Origin of the sequence: Nocardia sp. NPDC051756 (genome assembly GCF_040681495.1) — a bacterium.
Taxonomy (GTDB): Bacteria; Actinomycetota; Actinomycetes; order Mycobacteriales; family Mycobacteriaceae; genus Nocardia.
Genome location: NZ_JBFAYV010000008.1, coordinates 113,675 through 133,436, shown reverse-complemented (window position 1 = coordinate 133,436; position 19,762 = coordinate 113,675). Strand labels below are relative to the sequence as shown.

The 19,762-nt window shown below is 66.6% G+C and carries 20 protein-coding genes; 7 read left to right on the top strand and 13 right to left on the bottom strand.

Translation table 11 applies throughout. The features are described from left to right. Positions 1–397: 397 nt before the first annotated feature. Entirely contained in the window at positions 398–769 is a 372-nt protein-coding gene (locus AB0M22_RS33365; protein ID WP_364735406.1) for a nitroreductase family deazaflavin-dependent oxidoreductase, read from the bottom strand. A 128-nt stretch (positions 770–897) separates the two neighbouring features. On the opposite strand from AB0M22_RS33365, the gene AB0M22_RS33360 reads away from it, so the two are divergent. After that, positions 898–1,569, top strand: coding sequence for a TetR/AcrR family transcriptional regulator (locus tag AB0M22_RS33360; RefSeq protein ID WP_364735404.1), 672 nt, complete (start codon positions 898–900; stop codon positions 1,567–1,569). Positions 1,570–1,594: 25 nt separating this feature from the next. Here AB0M22_RS33360 and msrA read toward each other — a convergent pair whose 3' ends face one another. From msrA to AB0M22_RS33330, 6 genes are all read right to left on the bottom strand, one after another. Next, positions 1,595–2,110: a peptide-methionine (S)-S-oxide reductase MsrA gene (gene msrA / locus AB0M22_RS33355; RefSeq protein ID WP_364735402.1), complete on the bottom strand. Its 516-nt coding sequence runs from the start codon at positions 2,108–2,110 to the stop codon at positions 1,595–1,597. Then, entirely contained in the window at positions 2,107–2,562 is a 456-nt protein-coding gene (gene msrB / locus AB0M22_RS33350; RefSeq protein ID WP_364735400.1) for a peptide-methionine (R)-S-oxide reductase MsrB, read from the bottom strand. Before msrB ends, msrA begins: the two co-directional genes overlap by 4 nt. Before the next feature lie 97 nt (positions 2,563–2,659). Continuing rightward, positions 2,660–3,430, bottom strand: coding sequence for a 2-phosphosulfolactate phosphatase (locus AB0M22_RS33345; protein ID WP_364735397.1), 771 nt, complete (start codon positions 3,428–3,430; stop codon positions 2,660–2,662). Between the two features lie 22 nt (positions 3,431–3,452). Next, a complete protein-coding gene (locus AB0M22_RS33340; protein ID WP_364735395.1) occupies positions 3,453–3,752 on the bottom strand; it encodes a hypothetical protein in 300 nt (99 codons plus the stop codon). 91 nt (positions 3,753–3,843) lie between these two features. Next, a complete protein-coding gene (locus AB0M22_RS33335) occupies positions 3,844–4,509 on the bottom strand; it encodes a peptidylprolyl isomerase (protein ID WP_364735393.1) in 666 nt (221 codons plus the stop codon). Positions 4,510–4,566: 57 nt separating this feature from the next. Continuing rightward, on the bottom strand, positions 4,567–5,352 hold the full coding sequence (locus AB0M22_RS33330) for a thioredoxin domain-containing protein (RefSeq protein ID WP_364735391.1): 786 nt from the start codon (positions 5,350–5,352) through the stop codon (positions 4,567–4,569). Positions 5,353–5,525: 173 nt separating this feature from the next. Between AB0M22_RS33330 and AB0M22_RS33325 the strand changes: the two genes are divergently transcribed. Then, positions 5,526–5,924 (top strand): NUDIX domain-containing protein, encoded by a 399-nt coding sequence (locus AB0M22_RS33325; protein WP_364735389.1) that lies wholly within the window; start codon positions 5,526–5,528, stop codon positions 5,922–5,924. Positions 5,925–6,026: 102 nt separating this feature from the next. Here the strand turns inward: AB0M22_RS33325 and AB0M22_RS33320 are convergent, their stop codons facing one another. Together AB0M22_RS33320 and AB0M22_RS33315 are read right to left on the bottom strand one after the other, a co-directional pair. Continuing rightward, entirely contained in the window at positions 6,027–6,650 is a 624-nt protein-coding gene (locus AB0M22_RS33320; RefSeq protein WP_364735387.1) for a DUF6636 domain-containing protein, read from the bottom strand. Positions 6,651–6,758: 108 nt separating this feature from the next. Next, a complete protein-coding gene (locus AB0M22_RS33315) occupies positions 6,759–7,838 on the bottom strand; it encodes an ADP-ribosylglycohydrolase family protein (RefSeq protein ID WP_364735385.1) in 1,080 nt (359 codons plus the stop codon). A gap of 180 nt (positions 7,839–8,018) precedes the next feature. On the opposite strand from AB0M22_RS33315, the gene AB0M22_RS33310 reads away from it, so the two are divergent. Beyond that, complete coding sequence (locus AB0M22_RS33310; RefSeq protein WP_364735383.1) at positions 8,019–9,545, top strand: alkaline phosphatase D family protein; 1,527 nt, start codon at positions 8,019–8,021, stop codon at positions 9,543–9,545. 48 nt (positions 9,546–9,593) lie between these two features. On the opposite strand, the gene AB0M22_RS33305 is transcribed toward AB0M22_RS33310, so the two are convergent. Next, positions 9,594–11,363: an NAD(P)/FAD-dependent oxidoreductase gene (locus AB0M22_RS33305; protein ID WP_364735381.1), complete on the bottom strand. Its 1,770-nt coding sequence runs from the start codon at positions 11,361–11,363 to the stop codon at positions 9,594–9,596. 162 nt (positions 11,364–11,525) lie between these two features. Continuing rightward, positions 11,526–12,683, bottom strand: coding sequence for an LLM class flavin-dependent oxidoreductase (locus tag AB0M22_RS33300; RefSeq protein WP_364735379.1), 1,158 nt, complete (start codon positions 12,681–12,683; stop codon positions 11,526–11,528). 198 nt (positions 12,684–12,881) lie between these two features. Here AB0M22_RS33300 and AB0M22_RS33295 point away from each other — a divergent pair, with 198 nt between their 5' ends. Beyond that, positions 12,882–14,600: a DUF3556 domain-containing protein gene (locus tag AB0M22_RS33295; protein WP_364735377.1), complete on the top strand. Its 1,719-nt coding sequence runs from the start codon at positions 12,882–12,884 to the stop codon at positions 14,598–14,600. A 1-nt stretch (position 14,601) separates the two neighbouring features. Here AB0M22_RS33295 and AB0M22_RS33290 read toward each other — a convergent pair whose 3' ends face one another. Beyond that, positions 14,602–14,916, bottom strand: coding sequence for an NIPSNAP family protein (locus AB0M22_RS33290; protein ID WP_364735375.1), 315 nt, complete (start codon positions 14,914–14,916; stop codon positions 14,602–14,604). Positions 14,917–15,370: 454 nt separating this feature from the next. Between AB0M22_RS33290 and AB0M22_RS33285 the strand changes: the two genes are divergently transcribed. Next, complete coding sequence (locus AB0M22_RS33285; RefSeq protein ID WP_364735373.1) at positions 15,371–16,315, top strand: RDD family protein; 945 nt, start codon at positions 15,371–15,373, stop codon at positions 16,313–16,315. Between the two features lie 6 nt (positions 16,316–16,321). On the opposite strand, the gene AB0M22_RS33280 is transcribed toward AB0M22_RS33285, so the two are convergent. Then, positions 16,322–16,990 carry a VOC family protein gene (locus AB0M22_RS33280; RefSeq protein ID WP_364735371.1) on the bottom strand — a complete coding sequence of 223 codons (669 nt, stop codon included), beginning with the start codon at positions 16,988–16,990 and terminating at the stop codon, positions 16,322–16,324. Positions 16,991–17,202: 212 nt separating this feature from the next. Between AB0M22_RS33280 and AB0M22_RS33275 the strand changes: the two genes are divergently transcribed. Further along, on the top strand, positions 17,203–18,384 hold the full coding sequence (locus AB0M22_RS33275; RefSeq protein ID WP_364735369.1) for an ROK family transcriptional regulator: 1,182 nt from the start codon (positions 17,203–17,205) through the stop codon (positions 18,382–18,384). Positions 18,385–18,420: 36 nt separating this feature from the next. After that, positions 18,421–19,761 (top strand): ABC transporter substrate-binding protein, encoded by a 1,341-nt coding sequence (locus tag AB0M22_RS33270; protein ID WP_364735367.1) that lies wholly within the window; start codon positions 18,421–18,423, stop codon positions 19,759–19,761. The last annotated feature ends 1 nt before the right edge of the window (position 19,762 follow it).

Below are 19,762 nucleotides of genomic sequence, written 5' to 3'. Positions count from 1 at the left end.
ACGAACGCGCTCGATGCATACCCGTACCCCCGCCGGTGCAATCGATGCGAGTCGAATGGTTGTTGTACGAGATCATCCAGCGACCAGATGACTCGACTCGATGAGGTCGGATCGTCCGGGCGATCGGCACCGCCTGCCTGTGCCGACTTGGATTACTGTGGCAGCGTGGGGTTTACCGAATATGCGCCAGGCGATGTAGTTCATTTCCCGGAGGGTCCGTTCACTGGGATCTGCGGAGTCGTGCGGGAGGTTTATGTGCGTCGGGCGAAGTTGCGCGTCGAATTCGGTGAGGGGCTGGTCCATCGGGAGGGCAATGTGCTGCGGGAGCGGCGGCATAGCCTGACCGTCGGATATGACGAGGTCGAATTAGGTTAGGCGACAGGCGAACCCGAGCTTTTCAGGCGGCTAGGTCCATCCGGAGGAACTCCCGGATACGTAGCACCTTGGGCGGCCGGGCGACATCGTCGGAGAGGGCTTGGAACGCTTCGTCCGGCCCGACGACCCGTGGAGCGGCGAGCTCGAATTCCTGCCCGTCGACGCGGAGTCGTGCGCTGCCCGCTTTCAGGATGTTCTGCACCCAGTCCGAACGCGACCCGTAGACCAGGATGAACAAGTAGCCGCCGTCGACCGGATACGCGTCGAGCGGCGTATGGAAAGTCGTGCCGGAGGTGCGCCCGACGTGCGTCAGCACCGGCCATTTCCCGCCCGCGACCGCGCGCGGATTGAACACCCGCTTGTTGATGTGCCCCCACCATCTCGGCATCGGCATAGGAATCTCCTTCGTTCGCCCAGGAGTCGATCCATCCCGGGTGGCCTTACGTCTGTAAGGCGGACTTACACTTGTAAGATTGACGTACGCGTGTAAGTCTGTCAACACATCGATATCCAGGAGCTGTCTTGTCCCGACCACCGCTACCGCTCAGCAGAGAGCGCGTGCTGAATGCGGCGATCCGAGTCGCGGATCGCGGCGGTGTGGAAGCGATCACGATGCGCCGGGTCGCGCAGGAACTAGGCGTCGAGGCGATGTCGCTCTACCACCATGTGCCGAACAAGGACGCGATCCTCGACGGAGTGGTCGACGTGGTCTTCGCGGCGATCGCCCTAGCGAACCCGGCCGCCGCGGAGTGGCGCGACGCGATCCGCACCCGCGCGTTCTCCGCCCGCAAGGTCCTGTCGCAGCACCGCTGGGCACTCGGCCTCATGGACTCCCGCCGCAACCCGGGCCCGGCCACACTGCGTCACCACAACGCCGTCCTCGGAGTCCTCAGAGAGGCAGGCTTCACGCTCCCCGCCGCCGCCCACGCGATCTCAGTCATCGACAGCTACATCAGCGGCTACGTCCTCCAAGAGGCAAGCCTCCCCATGACCACCCCCGCCGACGTCGAAGAAGTAGCCGCCGAGATCCTCGAACACCTACCCCCCGAACAGTTTCCGTACCTGCACGAGATGATCACCGACCACGCCCTGCAACCCGGCTACGACCACACCGCCGAATTCGACTACGGCCTCGACCTGATCCTGGACGCCCTCGAAGTCCGGCGGCTCGCAAACGACAACTGCGCCACCTGAATCAGGTGGCGCAGTTGGTTGCGCCCTACTGCGCGGCGTTCTCCCGCTTGGGCAGCTTCCAGCCCGGACGCGGGAAGTGGCAGGTGTAGCCGTCCGGGTACTTCTGCAAGTAGTCCTGGTGCTCGGCCTCGGCCTGCCAGAACTCACCGGCCGGCGTCACCTCGGTGACCACCTTGCCCGGCCACAGGCCGGAGGCGTCGACGTCGGCGATGGTGTCCAGCGCGACCTGCTTCTGGTCCTCGTCGAGGTAGAAGATGGCCGAACGGTAGCTGGTGCCGATGTCGTTGCCCTGACGATCCTTGGTGGTCGGATCGTGGATCTGGAACAGGAACTCCAGCAGCGCACGGTAGTCGGTCTGCGCGGGGTCGTAGATGATCTCCACGGCCTCCGCGTGACCCGGGTGGTTGCGGTAGGTGGGGTGATCGTTGCGGCCGCCGGTGTAGCCGACTCGCGTCGACAACACCCCGGGCTGCTTACGGATCAAGTCCTCCATGCCCCAGAAACATCCGCCGGCCAGAATCGCCTTGCGCGTGTCCGTCACGCGTCCTCCTTCGTGAACAGAGTCCGGTACTGCGCATACCCTTCCGCCTCGAGGTCATCGAGGTGGACGAAACGCAGTGCCGCCGAATTGATGCAGTACCGCAGGCCGCCGTCGGCCTTCGGTCCGTCGGTGAAAATGTGCCCGAGATGGCTGCCACCGTGCGCCGAACGCGCCTCGGTGCGAATCATCAGATGGCTGAAGTCTCGCTTCTCGACCACATTCGCGGCGTCGATCGGCTTGGTGAAACTCGGCCAGCCCGATCCGCTGTCGAACTTGTCGACCGAGGCGAACAACGGTTCACCCGACACCACATCGACGTAGATGCCAGGTTCGTGATTGTCCCAGTATTCGCCCGTGAATGCGCGCTCGGTCCCGTTCTCCTGGGTGACGTGATACTGCTCAGGGGACAGGGCGGCGACGGCCGCGGGATTCCTGTTGTATTCCGGTGCCACATGACCTCCTCATATCGGCCCCACGTATAACCCGGGCTCCAGGTGGGAAAGTCCCCGCGCGGCCGGACGTCACACTTCGGTCATCATTGTCCGCCACTCAGTGTGCCGCGTCGATGAATGCCCCGTCTACCAGCAGCGGAACGCTCTGGCTCGCGTCGATTTCGATCGCGACGGCGACATCGCCGGCGAATCCGATATCGGTCAATTCGCGGCCGGAGGCGCAGTGGGAGATCAGCGACGGCACGTCGGCGGTCGCGTCGTAGGTGGACTTGGCGGCCGCGGCTTCCGGTGACAACGGCCCGGCCCCGTTCGCGGCGAGGGCCGAGATGACCGCGGCGGCCCCGAACCAGTCCTCGATCGCAGGCCGCAACACATCCTGACCTGGCCAATGTTCCCCCGCGGCGATCACCGTGACCGGCCGCTCGACCGTGCCCCACCCTTGCCGGCCGATCCAACGGGCGACCGCGGACGCGTTCCGCAGGCAGGCCGCGAGCACCGGCACCCCGGTGACCGCGGCCGAGATCGCCGATCCGTTCGGCGACGGCAACACCAGGCGGGCGGGCGCGGGCGCCCGGCGCAGCGCCGCGGGCGAGAGCGACCACGGCTGCTGCTCGGACACGGCTTTGCGCCCGACCGCCAGCCGAGCGTCCCTGTCGGTCGCGAACGTCGCGGCGGTCCCGTCTCGCCACGGATAGGGAAATACCCGCGTGCCCGCGTCGACCGCGACCGACACCGACGTCGTGAACGACAGCACGTCGACGACAACGACGGCCGCGCTATCGGGCCCTAACGCCCGCGCACCCGCCAAACCCCAGTCGATCCGCACTCCCCACGGAAGTTGTTTCGACCATTCGGGAATCTCCGGCATCAGCTCGACGAATTCTCGACCGTCAGAGGAAGTACGCGGTCCCCGAGGAACTTCCGGTCCCGTAACCCATGCTCTTGAGCCAATTGCGGAAGTTGATCAGCGCATTGCCGACCGGTCCCGGATCGGAGCACGAACCGCCGACCGAGGAGAAGGTGCACCCGTCATCGGCCACCGCGGACGTCCCGATTTCGCTGCCGGCGAGCTGCCCGCTGTCCGCGGACGCCGTCGCCGATCCGGCCAGCACACCGGCGACCACGCCACCGGCCACCAGCACACCGCTGATTCCACGCTTCCACTGCACGCTGTCATTAGATGTAGTCATTCGTCCGAAGCTACCGCACCGTGCAGTGAAACCGGCTGTCCCGCAGGACACCCCAACTCTGGGGTCTCGCGGAATCCGCCGATCGGTGGAACTAGGCCAACCGGGCGCTGTTGATCACGACCGGCTGGGCCGGCAGCCCGTCGCGCTCACCGCGTTCGGTCGGCGTGATGCCCGCGGCGACCATCCGATCCAGCACGTCCATTCCGCTCACGACCTGGCCGAGCACCGAGTAGTTGGCCGGAATGTGCGCGAACGAGTGCACGATGAAGAATTCGCTGCCGTTGGTGCCGGGGCCCTGATTACCCATCGCGACCGTGCCGCGTTCGTAGGTCTCGGTGCCGTCGACCTCGTCGGGGAACTGGTAGCCGGGGCCACCCTTTTCCACCTCGTAGATGTCGCCGCACTGCAAGACGCCGAGGCGTGCGCTGTCGGTCAGCCGCCAGCACTGGCTCTGATCGTAAAAGCGTTGCAGCACCAGGCTTGCCATGTTCTGCGCGGCGCACGGCGCGGCTCCGGCCCGGTTCAGCCGGACGGTCACCGGACCGTAGTTGAACTGGAAGGTCACGTCCATGGTGCCGACGGCCAGCGCGACCGGCGGCGGCGACACCACCGGACGGGCCGCGGCGTTGTCCGGCGCGGTCGGCGTGAAGCCGCACGGCACCACGGGCGGGCCGGCCGAGGCCGGGGCAGCGCCCGCGACCAGGCCGGACAACGATAGGACGGAGATGGCGAGCGCAGCGCCCCAGCGTGAATTCATAGCGTGCAAACTAGCCGATAATGCCGAATCAAGTTCACTAAAGCGACAATCCGCTCACTATCGCGCAGCGGTGATCAGTGGGCCGAGGCCGTCCGCGCCGAAGAGGGGCTGGGCCTCGGTGACCTGCTGGCCGTTGACGAAGACCGACGGAGTGGACTTGATTCCGCCGGCGAGCAGTTCCTTGGTCTTCGCGCGCAGGTACGGATCGTACTTGCGGTCGGTAATGCATTGGGCCACTGTCGGATCCGTGTACCCGGCCTCCTTCGCGAGCTCCAGCAGCCGCTCGTCGGGCAGACCGTCACCGCCCTCGGCGGGCTGATTCTGGAACATCGCGGCCAGCCAGCTCTGATATTTCGACGGGTCCGCTTCGGCGACGCAGTAGGACGCGTTGCCGGCGCGCGAGGAGTACTGGGTGGTCGACGCGCGGTCCAGGAACGAGATGACGTTGTATTCGACGATGGCCGAACCGCTGGTCACGGCGTCTTCGAGCACCTTGGCGTTGGCCTTCTCGAACATCTGGCAGGCCGGGCACTGCAGGTCGGCGACGACGCGCACGACGACCTTCGCGGCGGGGTCGCCGATCCGGACCGCGCCGTTGTCGGTGACGCCCGCGGGGGTGGCGGGGAGCTGCTCGGCCATCGGGAGCGGGCTGGCGCTCTGGACCGGTTTCGGCGTGCCGATGACGTCTTTGGTCAGGTCGCGCGCCACGATCCCGACGCACACCGCCGCGACGAGGGCGAAGAGCACGCCGCCCGCGATCAGGGCGGCCAGCACCTTGCGATTGTGCGCCTCGCGCTCCGGCTCCGATGGGAGGGTGGACCAGTCACCCTGCGTGGTGTTCACGTGTATTCCCCCGTGCCTCTCGCCAATTGAACAGTTTCGCTCCGTCACGATAGTGGTTGCCGAACCGGTTTGGTGACGCTGACCGGGTCGAGTACACGTCCAGTACCGCTCGGTCGGGCGGCGGCGAATAACTCCCTTGACCCCGGCCCGAACCGGAAAAGTAGGGTGGACCGGTGATTCGCACAGCCGCGTTGGCCCACATCCGGGATCGTCGTCTGTTGCAGACGCGATCGATCGGCAAGGACATTTTCTACATGGCGGGCGGGAAGATCGACCCCGGCGAGACGCCCGAAGGAGCACTGCACCGGGAGGTGCGCGAGGAACTCGGCGTCGGCGTCGTTTCCTTCGATGAGCTGGGCGTTTTCACCGCGCAGGCGGTCGGGCACGCACCCGGCACGCAGCTGCACATGACCTGCTTCACCGCCGAACTGGACGGCGAACCGCAGCCGACCAGTGAGATCGCCGAGCTGCGCTACTTCACGGTGAGCGAGTACGCCGCGATGGATCATGTCGCGCCCGGTTCGATGCTGGTGTTCCGCAAGCTGCACGAGCTCGGCATCGTCGACTGGTAGGTGCGCGAACGTCGCGCCGATGACACGGTCAGCGATCTGTGCGTCACCGGCTTTCGAGCCGGCTGAAACACTGTGCTGCTGAACGTTTTCCAGTTCAGCCGGTCAGAACAGCGACTGTGCGTCGGCGGCGATGAAGAATCCGTGCCCGCCCTGATCGCACCTGATCCCGGCCTGCGTCGACGTGCACGCGGTGCCGCGGACGATGAGTGTCTGCCCGTAGCCGAGGACCTTGCCGCCACCCTTGTTGCCGCCGTCGAGCGGCGGTCCGACGAAAATGCCCTGGCTGGTGCAGAGGAACTTTGCCTTGCCGCCCACGATCTGTGCCGCTACCGCCCGATTGGCGCGGGTGCCGCAATCGGGCAGCTCGGCGGGGACCACCGACGCGTGGGCCAGTTGGCAGCCGGTGCCGAGGGAGTCGGCCTCGACGAACCCGCAGAGGATGTTCCCGCTCGGCGACTGGAAGTAGTACTTGTCACCGCTCTGATAGTCGCGCGCGTCGACGGTCGCGTCGTCGCGGCTCGGCAGCTTCGTGGTGGCGTCGGCGCCGGCCGTCTCCGGTGCCGCGGTCGAATTGCCCTGCGGCGAGCCCACCGACCCGGTGCCTGCGGAAACGGGAACGCTCGTGCCAGGTGAGTTGCTCGCGGCTGGGCTCTTCGCGTTGTCCGAACACGCGGTCAGCGCCCCTATCGCGGCAACGGCGGCGAACGCCAGAACAATTGCCTTCATGTCGTCTCCTTGGTCGATTCCACCCCAACGATCTTGTTGATCATCGAGCGGCCGAGCAGCGTCGTTACTTTGGCATGGCAACGGAAGGGCCCGTTTTCGCTGTGCCGCCTACACGTTCTCGTCGACCGGATAGCGCGCTTCGAGCCCTGATCGGTCGCCGACGCCGAAGTGCATGACCAGGTCGTCGGCGACCTGGATCAGGACGTCGCGTCCCTCGACCGTGGAGACGAGATCCATCGGCAGCGCGGAGACGCCGTGGACGGCGCCGATCAGGTTGCCCGCGACCGCGCCGGTCGAGTCGGAGTCGCCGGAGTGGTTGACGGAGAGCAGCAACGCCGCTCGCGTATCTCCGCTCTTCGCCGAGTGCAGCGCGGAATACACCGCGATGGCCAGGCATTCCTCGGCGATCCAGCCAGCGCCGACGTGCTCGACCTGTTCGGCGGTGGGCGGCTCCTCGGCCAACTCGACGGCTCGGGTCAATGCGGTCGCCGTCTCCTCGCTCGACGGAATCCGCGCCAGCTGAGCGATCGTCTCCCGCACCGCGATCGGCAACTCGATTCCGCTGACCACCCGATCGAGAATCGCCGCGAACGCACCCGCCGCGATATATCCCGTCGGATGCCCGTGCGTCAGCTGCGCGGCCCGCGCCGCCGTGACAAACGCCTGATCAGCTCCCATTCCCGCCAATCCGAACGGGGCGGATCGCATCACGGTTCCGCATCCCTTGGAATGCGGATTAACCGGTCCTTCCGCACCGAACGGCTCCGGCGGATGAAATTCGCGCGCCTGCCGGGCAAGCCCGGACATGCACGCATTCCCCGGCGCCCGCGAGGCATACATAAACGGCAAACTCGCCAACCAGCCGTCGCTGTGATCCGCGGGCCCGCCTCCTTGCTGAGTCTGCAACCAGCGCAGATAGGCCCGCCGCAACGCGAGCACCGGATCCGCCCCCGCAGGGGACCGCAAAAGCCCCTCCGCGGTGAACAACGTCATCTGCGTATCGTCGGTAATCTCCTGCGGCGCACCCTGATTCGCCTGCGGCACAAACCCCGTCACCCCGCTTTCCCCGTGCCGCCCCCGAATCTGCTCCAACTTCAAGAACTCGATAGGCCACCCCAGCGCGTCGCCGACCGCCCCACCCAGCAGGGATCCCCGAACCCGCTCGAATACCGTCGCGTAATCCACCATAAGACCCCATCATTCCCGACTTACCCCACCCTGTCCCAGAACCTCACCCAGTTGCCGACCCCGTTGGTGCGCAACGAAGTAACGTCGGCCGGTATGGCTGAGTTGGTTTTAGGCCCGGTTTTGCGGCATGTGGATGGCACTTCGGCGACGGTCTGGGTGGAGACGGATGGTTCGTGCGAAGTGGGGGTGTTGGGTCGGGCTGCGCGGACATTTCAGGTAGGCGAGCAGCATTTCGCGCTGGTGGTGATCGAGGGGTTGGAGCCGGGGGCGTCGATTCCGTATGCGGTCGCGCTCGACGGGGTGGCTGTGTGGCCGGAGCCGGGGGCCGCGGCGCCGCAGTGCCGGATTCGGACGCAGGGCGTCCAGAAGGTGCTGTTCGGGTCGTGCCGGGCGGCCAAGGCGACGCCGGACGAATTGGGGGCGGACAAGGTCGGGCCGGATGCGTTGGACGCGTATGCGGTGCGGATGCAGACGTTGCCGGAGCCGGAATGGCCGGATGCGTTGCTGCTGCTCGGTGATCAGGTCTACGCGGATGAGCCGACGCCGCGGATACGCGAATGGTTGGCGCAACGGCGCGCGGGGCAGGAGCCCGAGGGTGAGGTGGTGTCGTTCCGTGAATACGCGGAGCTGTATCACGAGTCGTGGTCGGACCCGGAGATTCGCTGGCTGATGTCGAACGTGCCGACCTCGATGATCTTCGACGACCACGATGTGCGCGACGACTGGAACACCTCGCGGACTTGGCGCGAGCAGATGGCGGAGCTGCCGTGGTGGCGGCAGCGTATCCGGGCCGGCTTGGCGTCGTACTGGGTGTATCAGCACATCGGCAATCTCGGGCCGGGCGAGCTGGCGCGAGACCCGCTGTACCGCAAGGTAACCGAGGCCGGCGCAGACGTGCAGGGCATGCTGGAGGACTTCGCCGAGCAGGCCGACCACGAGGTCGACGGGCGCAAACCGACTCGCTGGAGTTACCGCCGTGACTTCGGCCGGATCCGGCTGCTGGTGATCGATACCCGCAGTGGTCGCATTCTCGATGGTCGGCGGCTGATGGTCGGGTCAGAGGAGTTCGATTGGATCGAGGAGAACGCGGCGGGCGACTTCGACCATCTGCTGATCGGATCGTCGCTGCCGTGGCTGATGCCGCACGCGTTGAGCCACTTCCAGTCACTCAACGAGCGTGCGGCGGGCCTGCCGGGATGGCGCGGGCGACTCGGCGAGAAGGTCAGGCAGGCGGCAGATTTGGAGCACTGGCCGGCCTTCCGTGCTTCCTTCGAACGACTGGCCCGGCTGATTCACCGCCTAGGCACGACGGCCGACGCACCGAGCACCATCTGCGTCCTGTCCGGCGACGTACACCACAGCTACGCCGCCCGTGCCACCTACGCCGATCCGACGAAATCCGAAGTGCTGCAACTGGTGTGCTCGCCGGTCCACAACGACCCGCCCAAGATCTTTCGCGCGGTCTTCGCCCTGTCCTGGGCGACGCCGATCGCCGCGGCCCTGCGCCGACTCGCGAATCGCCGTGGTATCTCCGCCGATCCGGTCCGTTGGCAGAAGGTCAGCGGGCCGCACTTCGGCAACTCCATCGCGTCGCTCGATATCGACGGCCGCGCAGCACGATTCACCCTCGAATCGGCGCGGGAAGAACAAGGCCTGGTCAAGGTTGCCGAACTGGACCTCCCGCTGCAGAACCCGAACGTCGAGTAGCCCGGTTACCCGCGCGGATTCGACTCGGCCAGGGTCATTTTCGGACCGTCAGATCCGGATGACCGGTGCCGCATCGAGGTCCTCGGCCTCTTCGGCGGCGGTCGCACGCCCGCCGCGGCAGGCAGCGAGCGGGTCGAAATCGGGTCCCCACGGGGCGATTCGAGTCGGGTCGGCGAGTACCGCCCCGGCGCGGATCTCCGCCAGCAGATCGCGCCCGACGATCGCCGACGCGGCCTGCACTCCGCTGAGCATCGCACCTTCGGTGGCAGGTCCGGTCGAGGTGCTGGTGCCGGCGAGGAACAGGCCCCGGATCGGCGTCCGCGCACCCGGACGCAACGGCCCGAGCTGGGTGATTCGAGGTTCGAGGCCGTAGGAGGTGCCGTTGGTGGTCCGGGTGTAGCGCTCTTGCGTGGCCGGGGTGGCCAGCTCGCTCCACTGAACCTTCGCGGCGGCACCGGGGAACGCTTGATCGACCCGGTCCAGCAGCCCGCCGGCGATGATCTCCTTGATGTCCTGGTAGGCGCTGTTGCCCCGGTAGCTTTGCGTGGCAACCTCATCCGCGCTCACACCCCACAGCGCCGGATTCCACGGCGCCAAGGTCTGCGCCTCGATGGCGGCGTGGCCGAGCGGCGCGCTGAACTGGTTCGACGGATCGCGGCGGGTCGAGGACTGCACGTAGGTCGGCTGCCGGAGCGCGAAGTCCTCGGCCCACCGCCGGGGATCGCGGCGCGCGGCCCCGGTCAGCAGTTGCGACGACATCCGCGACAGCGACCACAGCGAGTCGGTTGCTTTCCAGGTGGTGGCCGGGATCGTGTAATAGTTGGTATTCGGCGTTGCGGCGAGGTCGATCTCGATCCCGAAGTAGCCGTTGATCAGTGGGAGTGCCATCTTGAAGTGCTCGTTGCGCATGACCGCCCACCGCGGGAGCTGCTCGTAGCCGACCAGATCGCGATAGGTGCGCTTGATATCGGCCGCGGACACCACCACCGGCGCGGTCAGGATCTCGCCGTCGCGCAACCGCACCCCGGTGACGCGTCCGGACTCCACGAGAATGCGGTCGACCTCGGTGCGGGTGCGGATGTGCCCGCCGTGCCCGCGGATCACCTCGGCGAAGCCGGCCGCCAGCACCTGGCCGCCACCGCGCGGGAACCAGGCGCCGCGGCCGACGAAGTTCTCCAGGAACGCCGCGGCCACGGCGACCGGCGCGATCTGGGGCGGCGTCGCGGCCGCGCCGTCTTGGACCGACAGCGCCAAAATGGTTCGCGGCTTCAACCGGCAAGCCGCGAGGAGCACGGCGTGCGGCACCGGCGCCCATGCCGCGGCAGTCCCCGCCCGCATGACGGCCCGCCGCAGGTCGTTCGCGGAAGTCGCTGTGCGATCCAGTGATTGGCCGATGGCCCGCATGATCGAGACGTATCGGCGCAGTCCACGCTCTTCGCCCGGAAAAGCCTGGATCAGGTTCTCCAGATAGTTGTCCCAGCCGACCGGGATACGCAGTTCGAAATCGGGGGCGATGATCGTGTCGAAGCCGTCGGTGTCCAGCGGCAGCCACTGCACCCGGTCGTCGAGACCGATACCGCGCAGCAGCGTCGGCACGTTTCCGTCCGGCCCGCAGTCGCCGATGTAGTGCACGCCGACATCGAACTCCCACTTGCGTTTCCGGCGGAAGACGTGGGAAGAGCCGCCCAGCACCGAATACTGCTCCAGCAGAGCCACTTTCAGCCCCGACGCGGCCAGATACGAAGCCGCGGACAGGCCGCCGAGCCCGGCCCCGATCACAATCGCATCCCAGGAAGAACCGTGCACACCAGACGTCATGTCATCTCCACTCTGAGAATCCGCTGCCCGCGGACGGTCATGGTCGATCAGCTGCATATAACTGGACGTAACAGTTATCCATACAGTAGTAGCATGATCGGTCTACCTCAAGAGGGCACGAGAAAGACGCTGTTGACCAGGGGGAGATGTGGGTCGGCCTACCTACTCAGCGGGTGTGCCTGCCTGCCGTCGCAACCGGGCAGCCAGCCAGAGCACGACACCGTAACCGAACGCCGCGTCGGCGCCGGACACCAGCGCGGCCGTCGGGAACACGACGGCATGCCGCAAGCCCGCGTCGGCCAAGGCGTGAATGCGGGCGAGAATCTCTGGGGGAGTGCCGATCATGAGCCATTCGTGCAGCACCTCGTCCGGTACCTCGGCGATCGCCGCCTGCACTTCGGCTTTGGTCAACGTATGCGGCATGAGATCGATCAGGCCCCGGAATCCTTCGCCGAAGGGATGTTTCGCACCGCAGCGCGCCCACACCGCGTCCGGCGCGAGCAGCGCCATGTAGCGGATGCCGGGGTGCCGCATCAGCTGCCGGATGCCCGCGGGAGTGCGCGCGGTGAGCATGGAGATCATCGTGGCGGGAACGATCGCCTCGGGGTCGCGGCCCGCGGCGCGAGCGGAGTTGTGCACCAACGTCAGTCGTCGCCTGTACTCGTCCGGCGACATCGCCTCCCACGGATACCAGCCGTCGGCGTAGCGCCCGGTCAGTTCCAGCATGCGCGGCCCGTGCGCGCCGAGCCAGATATGCGGCATTCGATCCGCGGGCGCGGTCAAATCCATTGGCGCGCCGTCGATCCGGTAGTATTTGCCGGTGAAATCGAAGGATTCGGTCGCGGTCAGTGCGGTGCGCAGCACCTGGAGCGCCTCTTCCAGCCGGGAGACCGGACGATCCCAGGTGAACCCGTACGGATCGAGGTTCTCCCGCTCGCCGCAACCGAGCCCGAGGATGGGCGGCGTCTTCGTCATGTGCGCCAGCGTGAGAAACGTCTGCGCGAGCAGCACCGGATGCCTGCGGATCGGATCGGTGACCCCGACGCCCAGCTGTACCCGCCCGGCCCCGGCGGCCAGATTGGCCAGCAGCGGGGCGTAATCGAACTGTTCGTCAGGGCTGCGGACCACCTTCGCCTGCGGGGTGAAATCGGTATCCCAGATGGCTCGCGGAAACACGCTGATCAAATGATCCGGCGCCAGAACGGAATCCAGCCGTCCGAGCTTGGCCATCCGGACCAGGAAGCGCGAGGCACTCAGTGGCGGATTGACACCGGCCATCGTGCCCACCGCGAACGACCGGGAATTGTGCGAGTCCGACACCGTGGTCTCCTCTCGACCGGCGTGCCGCATCGGGCACCCCATCGATTATCCGGACGACCCAGGTCCGCGTCCGGCGAATGCCGGGCCGCGTCGACAGATCGGAATTGACACACGTTCCAGTTCCTGCGAATGTTCGAGGGACCGTGAGGTCCCTGATTCGGCTGGGCGCCTCGGTGTCGTCGAGTCGGAGCGTGCGCTATGGGGTTTCTGCAACCCGAACTGCCGGTGGTCGATATGGCGGAGTGGAGCAAGGGCACCCGCAGTGAACGAATCCGGCCGATGGCCCGGCACTGGGCCGAGGTGGGATTCGGGACGCCGGTCGCGCTGCACCTGTTCTATGTCGGCAAGGTGGGCCTGTACGTGCTCGGCGGTTGGCTGATCGTGCTGGCCACCAAGGGCATCGATGGGTTCACCGATGTCGGTGACTGGTGGTCGGAGCCGATCGTCTTCCAGAAGGCCGTGCTGTACACGTTGCTGTTCGAGGTGGTCGGGCTCGGTTGTGGGTTCGGGCCGCTGAACAACCGGTTCTTTCCGCCGTTCGGCTCGATCCTGTATTGGTTGCGGCCCAAGACCATTCGGCTGCCGCCCTGGCCCGGGCGAGTTCCGTTGACCAAGGGCGACACGCGTTCGGTGGTGGATGTCGCGCTGTACGCGGCGCTGTTGGTGATGACCGTGATCGCGTTGCTGTCCAACGGAACCGGCCCGGTGCGCGAGCTGGACACGACGGTGGGACCGCTGCCGATGTGGCAGATCGTGGCGGTGCTCGGGCTGCTCGCGGTGCTCGGGTTGCGCGACAAGGTGATCTTCCTGGCGGCCCGCGGCGAGGTATATGCCACCCTCGCGGTCACCTTCCTGTTCACCGGCACCGACATGATCGTCGCCGCCAAGGTGGTGTTCCTGGTGATCTGGATGGGCGCGGCGACCTCCAAGCTGAACAAGCACTTCCCGTTCGTGGTGTCCACCATGATGTCCAACAGTCCGGTCTTCCGGCGAAAGGCGTTGAAACGCAAGTTCTTCGAGAACTTTCCCGACGATCTCCGCCCCGGCCGCCGGTCCCGGATCTTCGCCCACGGCGCGACGGCCGTGGAAATGTTTGTCCCCCTGGTGTTGTTCTTCTCGCACGGCGGTCTCGTGACGGTGATCGCCGCGATCGTGATGGTCGGCTTCCATCTGGGCATCCTGACCGCCGTGCCGATGGGCGTGCCGCTGGAGTGGAACGTCTTCATGATCTTCGGCGTGCTGGTGCTGTTCGTCGCGCACGCCGACCTCGGGCTGGGCAGCCTGCACGATCCCGCGCCGGTGGCGGTGTTGTTCGTGGTGATCGCGGGCCTCGTGATCGCCGGAAACCTGTTCCCGCGCAAGGTTTCCTTCCTGCCGGGCATGCGCTACTACGCGGGCAACTGGGATACCACGATGTGGTGCGTCAAGCCGTCGGCGGCGGCCAAGATCGGGCAGGGGATCGTCGCGATCGCCAGCATGCCGCACGCCCAGCTGGAGCGGTTCTACGGCAAGGACCGCGCGGTGATCCCGATGTTCATGGGGTATGCCTTCCGTGCCATGAACACCCACGGGCGCGCCCTGTTCACTCTCGTCCATCGCGCCATGCCGGCCGGTCACGAGGACGAATACACCATCACCGACGGTGAACGCATCTGCAGCACCGCCGTCGGCTGGAACTTCGGCGACGGCCATATGCACAACGAGCAACTCATCGCCGCGATGCAGGAGCGTTGCCGGTTCGAACCCGGCGAGGTGCGCATCGTGCTGCTCGACGCGCAGCCGATCCACAAGGGCACGCAGGAGTATCGCCTCGTCGATGCCGCCACCGGCGAGTTCGAACGCGGTTACGTGTACGTCGCGGACATGGTGACTCGCCAGCCCTGGGCCGACGACGTGCCCGTGCACGTCCGCGATTGAGCTAATCCCGGTCCGGGAGCATGGGCCGCATGAAGGTGCGCTCGTAGCGCAACACACACCCGCTCTCGTCCCGGATGTGATCCGCCGCGATGAAGTCTGGATCGACGCCGAACAGCTCTCGGTATTGTTCGTAAGCGCTGAGGCTGTCGAAACTGAACAGCGCCATGGCCTTGTCGCTGGCTCCTTCGCCGGGCAGGAAATAGCCGTGATGGATGCCGCCGTGCCGCTGCACCAATTCGATCCACCGGCGACCGAACCGCTCGAACGCCTCGATCTTCGCGGGATCGATCACGTACTCCACAACACAGGTGATCACCAGGTCAGCCTACGACCGCGGCAGCGGCCGGCCCCGCCGTGCTGTGTTCTGGATCACACACCGTTTGGAAGGGCGAGGCCGGGGCATACTGCCCGACGGCGCACAGCGCGCCGGCGAAAAACTGTGCTTTGGAAGGATCGGTATCTGTCGTGGGTTTGCTACTGGTGGGAATCGGTACTGCGTCAGCCGTCGTGATCGCAACTCACGGTGTGGTGGTCGCCGCGCATCTCGCGCAGCGCCGGCCGGCCCCGCGTCGCCGTACCGTCGCCGAAGACGTGCACCCCGCGAACTCCCCGCGCGTATCCGCTTAGCGCGCCCGGCTCGAGCCGCGAAACCTCTGGTACCCCCGCATTCGTGTCGGTTGTTCGGCCGATAGTGCGGCCTCGTCGCAGCGAGGAATCTGTTAGAGCAAAGACAGAGCGCCGGGTCCCGGCACTGCGAAGAGGTGCACACGATGGCCGAGCACATTCCGCCACCCGACCGGGCGCCCGCCAATCGGCGAATCGCCGCCTGGGCGGTCGATTTCGGCCTCATCATCTGCGCGGCGGTGCTGCTCGGCTCGGTGACGCATTATCGGATCGCCGACTACCTCTCCAGCTGGCCCGGGCTCGCCGAGGAGGGCGGCTGGAACCTCTTCCGCGCGAACGGTGATTGGGGCGGCGCGGGAAAAGCGTTCGGGTGGGACGTCTTCGGTGAGATCCTGCTACTCGTCACCGAGGCGTTCGTCGCCCTGGTTTTGATCGTGTTCGCCTACCAGTTCGCGGCGCTGGCTTGGAAGGGCCGCACGCTCGGAAAGTTCCTGCTGGACATCCGCGTTCATTCGCTCGCGGATCCGCAAGGCGCCCTGAGCAAGTGGCAGTCGGCCCGCCGGGCGTTCGCCGGCACGATGGTGGATGTCGGACTGTATTCCGCCGCGTGCATCGCGCTGCTTGCCGGAAAGTTCGTGCTCTCCCTTGTGCTTTGGGTGGTCGCGGTGGTGGCGCTGATCGTCAACGCGGTGCCGCTGGCCGGTGGTCGAACGGTGATCGATCGCCTGGCGGGGACCACGGTCGTGCGCGCCGGGCTGTACCAGAAGTCGTGGCAGGCGGCCCGAGACGCGGCCATCGTCGAGCGCGGCGCCCAGGGCGCGCAGGTCGGCCTCGAACGGATGCACGCGGTCACCAACGCCATGAAGGAACAGGCGCAGCACCTCGCCGAGGACGAACGCCTCCGGCGGCTGCGCGAATCGAACCAGACCGCACAGCTGCGCCGGATCGGGAAGGACGCCGGTCGGCAGACCGGCGCGGCAGCCAGGCAGTTGCTCAACTCCGAACGCGGACAGCAGGTTCAGGACTCGGCCAAGAAGATCGGCACGAACCTCCGCGCGGTCTACTACAGGCGACGCGATTCCCAGAGCTGATACTTCTCACCCGTCGATGCGGGCCGCCTCGCTGAGGGCGAGGGTTCCGCCGCCCTTGGGCGCATCGATGCGCACCGCCACCGAGGCGCGGGCGGGGAGGTCGGCGTCGGTCGGGAACCAAATCCGTTCCCGGTCAACCAGAATGATCAATCCGTCATGGTCGCCGACCGGGGTGAAGGCGGGCAGCCGCGGCGTGAAGGCGTCGAGGCCATACGCTTCGGCGAGTTCGCCGACCGCTTGCTGAACGTCGGGCACACCGATGCCGACCTCGCTGATCGACAGCATCCTGGGCACCTCGCCGCTACTGGCAGGGACCCCGGCATCGGCCTCCCGTGCGATCAGTTCCAACACGATCCCATCCGGCCCACGGAAGTAGACCGATCGCGAATCCCAACCGGGTGGCCCCTCGATGACATCGGACCCGTTCGCGGCGATCAACTCGACCTGACGCCCCAACCACTTCCGCGCAAGCTCGAAATCGTCTGGGGAAATCCCGAACGCCAGATGATGCGCGCCCGCGAAATTTTCGCCGCGGGTCGACACGAGCCTGCTACGGCCGATTTCTACCGTCACATGATCGCTGCCAACCACGACCGGTAGTTCGAGCACGTTCCGATAGAAATCCGCCGCCGCGCCGAGATCCGTTGTGCTGATGACTACTTCGCGAATCTTCATGCCGAGTCCCTTCGGTTCCATGCGGTCGGTCCCGAGGCTAGATCCTCAACAGTGGTTGAGGTCAAACACTTCGTTGTGCCGCATGACGTTTGGGTATCCGCCATGCGGACAGCGATTGACAGGCTGTCGAACCGGACATACAGTCCCTCCTCAAAGTAATTGGAAACTTTCCTAATAGTTCACCCGATGCGGGGTGAGAGGAGGGGTGTCACGTGAGCACGCGACAGACCCTCGCCGGCACGCCCAGCCTGCTGCGCGCGATCAACGATCGCGCCGCGCTGGAGCTGCTGCTCGCCAACGGCCCGCTGTCGAGGACCCAAATCGGCACGCTCACCGGCCTTTCCAAGCCGACCGCCTCCCAGCTGCTCGGTCGCCTGGAGGCCGCGGGCCTGGTCGTCCCGGTCGGCACCATGCCCGGCGGTCCAGGGCCGAATGCTCAGCTGTACCAAGTGAATCCGGCTGCGGGATATGTCGCCGGACTCGACGTGACAGCCTCCAGAATTCGAATCGCGGTCGCGGACATCACCGGTCGCACCCTCGCCGAACACGAGGTCTCCACCAAAGGCTGGCCCGCCGCCGAAACCACCGCCAGGGTGGGCGAGGCGGTCGGCGAGGCGGTCGAACTGGCCGGGCTCGCCGAGGGCATCTGCTGCGAGGTGGTCATCGGCATCGGCGGCGCGCTCGACCCGGCCACCGGCAAGCTCCGCTACGCGACGCACCTGCCCGGCTGGCACTCGCCGCGCCTGATCGCCGAGCTCGAGCAGGCCATCGGCTGCTCGGTGTCGATCGAGAACGACGTGAATCTCGCCGCCATCGCCGAGCAGGCGCACGGCGCGGCGCAGGGGTGCGAGGACTTCGTGCTGCTCTGGACCGGCGTCGGCGTCGGCGCGGCCATCGTGATCGCCGGCCGGTTGCACCGCGGTTTCCACAGCGGCGCAGGCGAAGTCGGCTACATGCCGCTGCCCGGCGCGCCGATCGTGCACGACGTTCGCCGGAAGAACTCCGGCGGCTTCCAACAGTTGGCCGGTGCGCCCGCTGTTCTGGCGCTGGCCAAGCAGCATGGACTGTCCGCGCCGACGGCCGCCCGCGTGGTGGCCGAGGCGCTGGAGACGCCGGGCTCCGGCGACGCGTTCCTGGTCGAGTTCGCGGGCCGGCTGGCGCTCGGCCTGGCCTCGATCGTGTCGGTGGTCGACCCCGAGCTGCTGATCCTGGCCGGTGACGTGCCCAGCGCCGGCGGCGAACGGCTGCGGGCGCTGGTCGAAGAAGCGTTGACCGAACTCACCTTTCCGCGTCCCGAGGTGCGTTCGAGCACCCTGCCGGGCTCGCCGGTACTGCACGGCGCGCTGGAACGCGCCTTGGCCACTACGCGGGACTCCGTGTTCTCGACCCATTGATCCGCCGCACAACCGCAGTACCCAGGAGAACCGCACATGCGCAGAACAACCCGCCGCACCCTCGCCGCCCTCACCGCATGCGCGACCACCGCGCTGTTCCTCGCCGCCTGTACCGGCCAGAGTTCGACCGGTGGTGACGACGGATCGGCCGAGGGCAAGGACGTCACCATCACCTTCTGGCACGGCTGGAGCCAGGACACCGAGGTCAAGGCGATCGAGGACAACATCGCCGCCTTCGAGAAGCTACACCCGAACATCCACGTCAAGCCGGTCGGCAATATCGCCGACGACAAGCTCGAGCAGGCGCTGCGCGGCGGCGGGCGCGATGCTCCGGACGTGGTGTCCTCGTTCACCACCGACAATGTCGGCAAGTTCTGCGCGGCCAAGGTCTGGGCCGATCTCGCCCCGTTCATGAAGAAGGACGGCATCGACCCGGCCAAGACGTTCCCGGCTGGGATGCTGGAGTACAGCCAGTTCCAGGGAAACCAGTGCGCGCTGCCGTTGCTGGGCGACTCGTACGGCCTGTACTACAACAAGACCGCGTTCGCGGCCGCCGGAATCACCTCACCGCCAAAGACATTCAGTGAGTTCGAGGCGGCGGCGCGCAAGCTGACCATCCCGGAGGGGGACAGCTTCAAACAGCTCGGCTTCCTGCCGAATTATCACGGCTACGAGACGGCGGCCACCCGCTACCTGGCCCAGTACGGCGCCGACTACTTCGGCGCGGACGGAAAGTCGAACATCGCCACCGATCCCAAGGTCGCCGCGATGTTCGCCTGGCAGAAGGACCTGATCGCCAAGCTCGGCGGCTACGACAAGCTGGAGAAATACCGCACCACCTTCGGCGAGGAGTTCAGCGCCAAGAATCCGTTCCACACCGGACAGGTGGCCATGTCCCTGGACGGTGAGTGGCGCACCGCGTCGATCGCGGAAAACCCGGTGAGCTTCGACTGGGCCACCGCGCCCTTCCCGGTGCCGGACGACCAGGCCGCCACCTATGGCCGCGGCTACCAGACCGGCACCATCATCGGCATCGCCAACTCCAGCCAAAAGCAGACGGCCGCATGGCAATTGGTGAAGTACCTGACCACCGACACCGACGCGGTGGTGAGCTTCGCCAACGCCATCCACAACGTGCCGAGCACCAACGAGGCGCTGAATTCGCCGAAGCTGACCGCGGATCCGAACTTCAAGACCTTCATCGACATCGCGAAGAACCCGCACTCCGCCACCACTCCGTCCAGCATCAACGGTGGCGCGTACCAGCTTTCGCTGCGCAACTTCGGCTACGACTACGAGGCGGGCAAGACCGACCTCGCGGCGGGCCTGGCGGCGACCGCGAAGGAAATCGACGAGGCGATCGCCCAGGCGAAGTGAT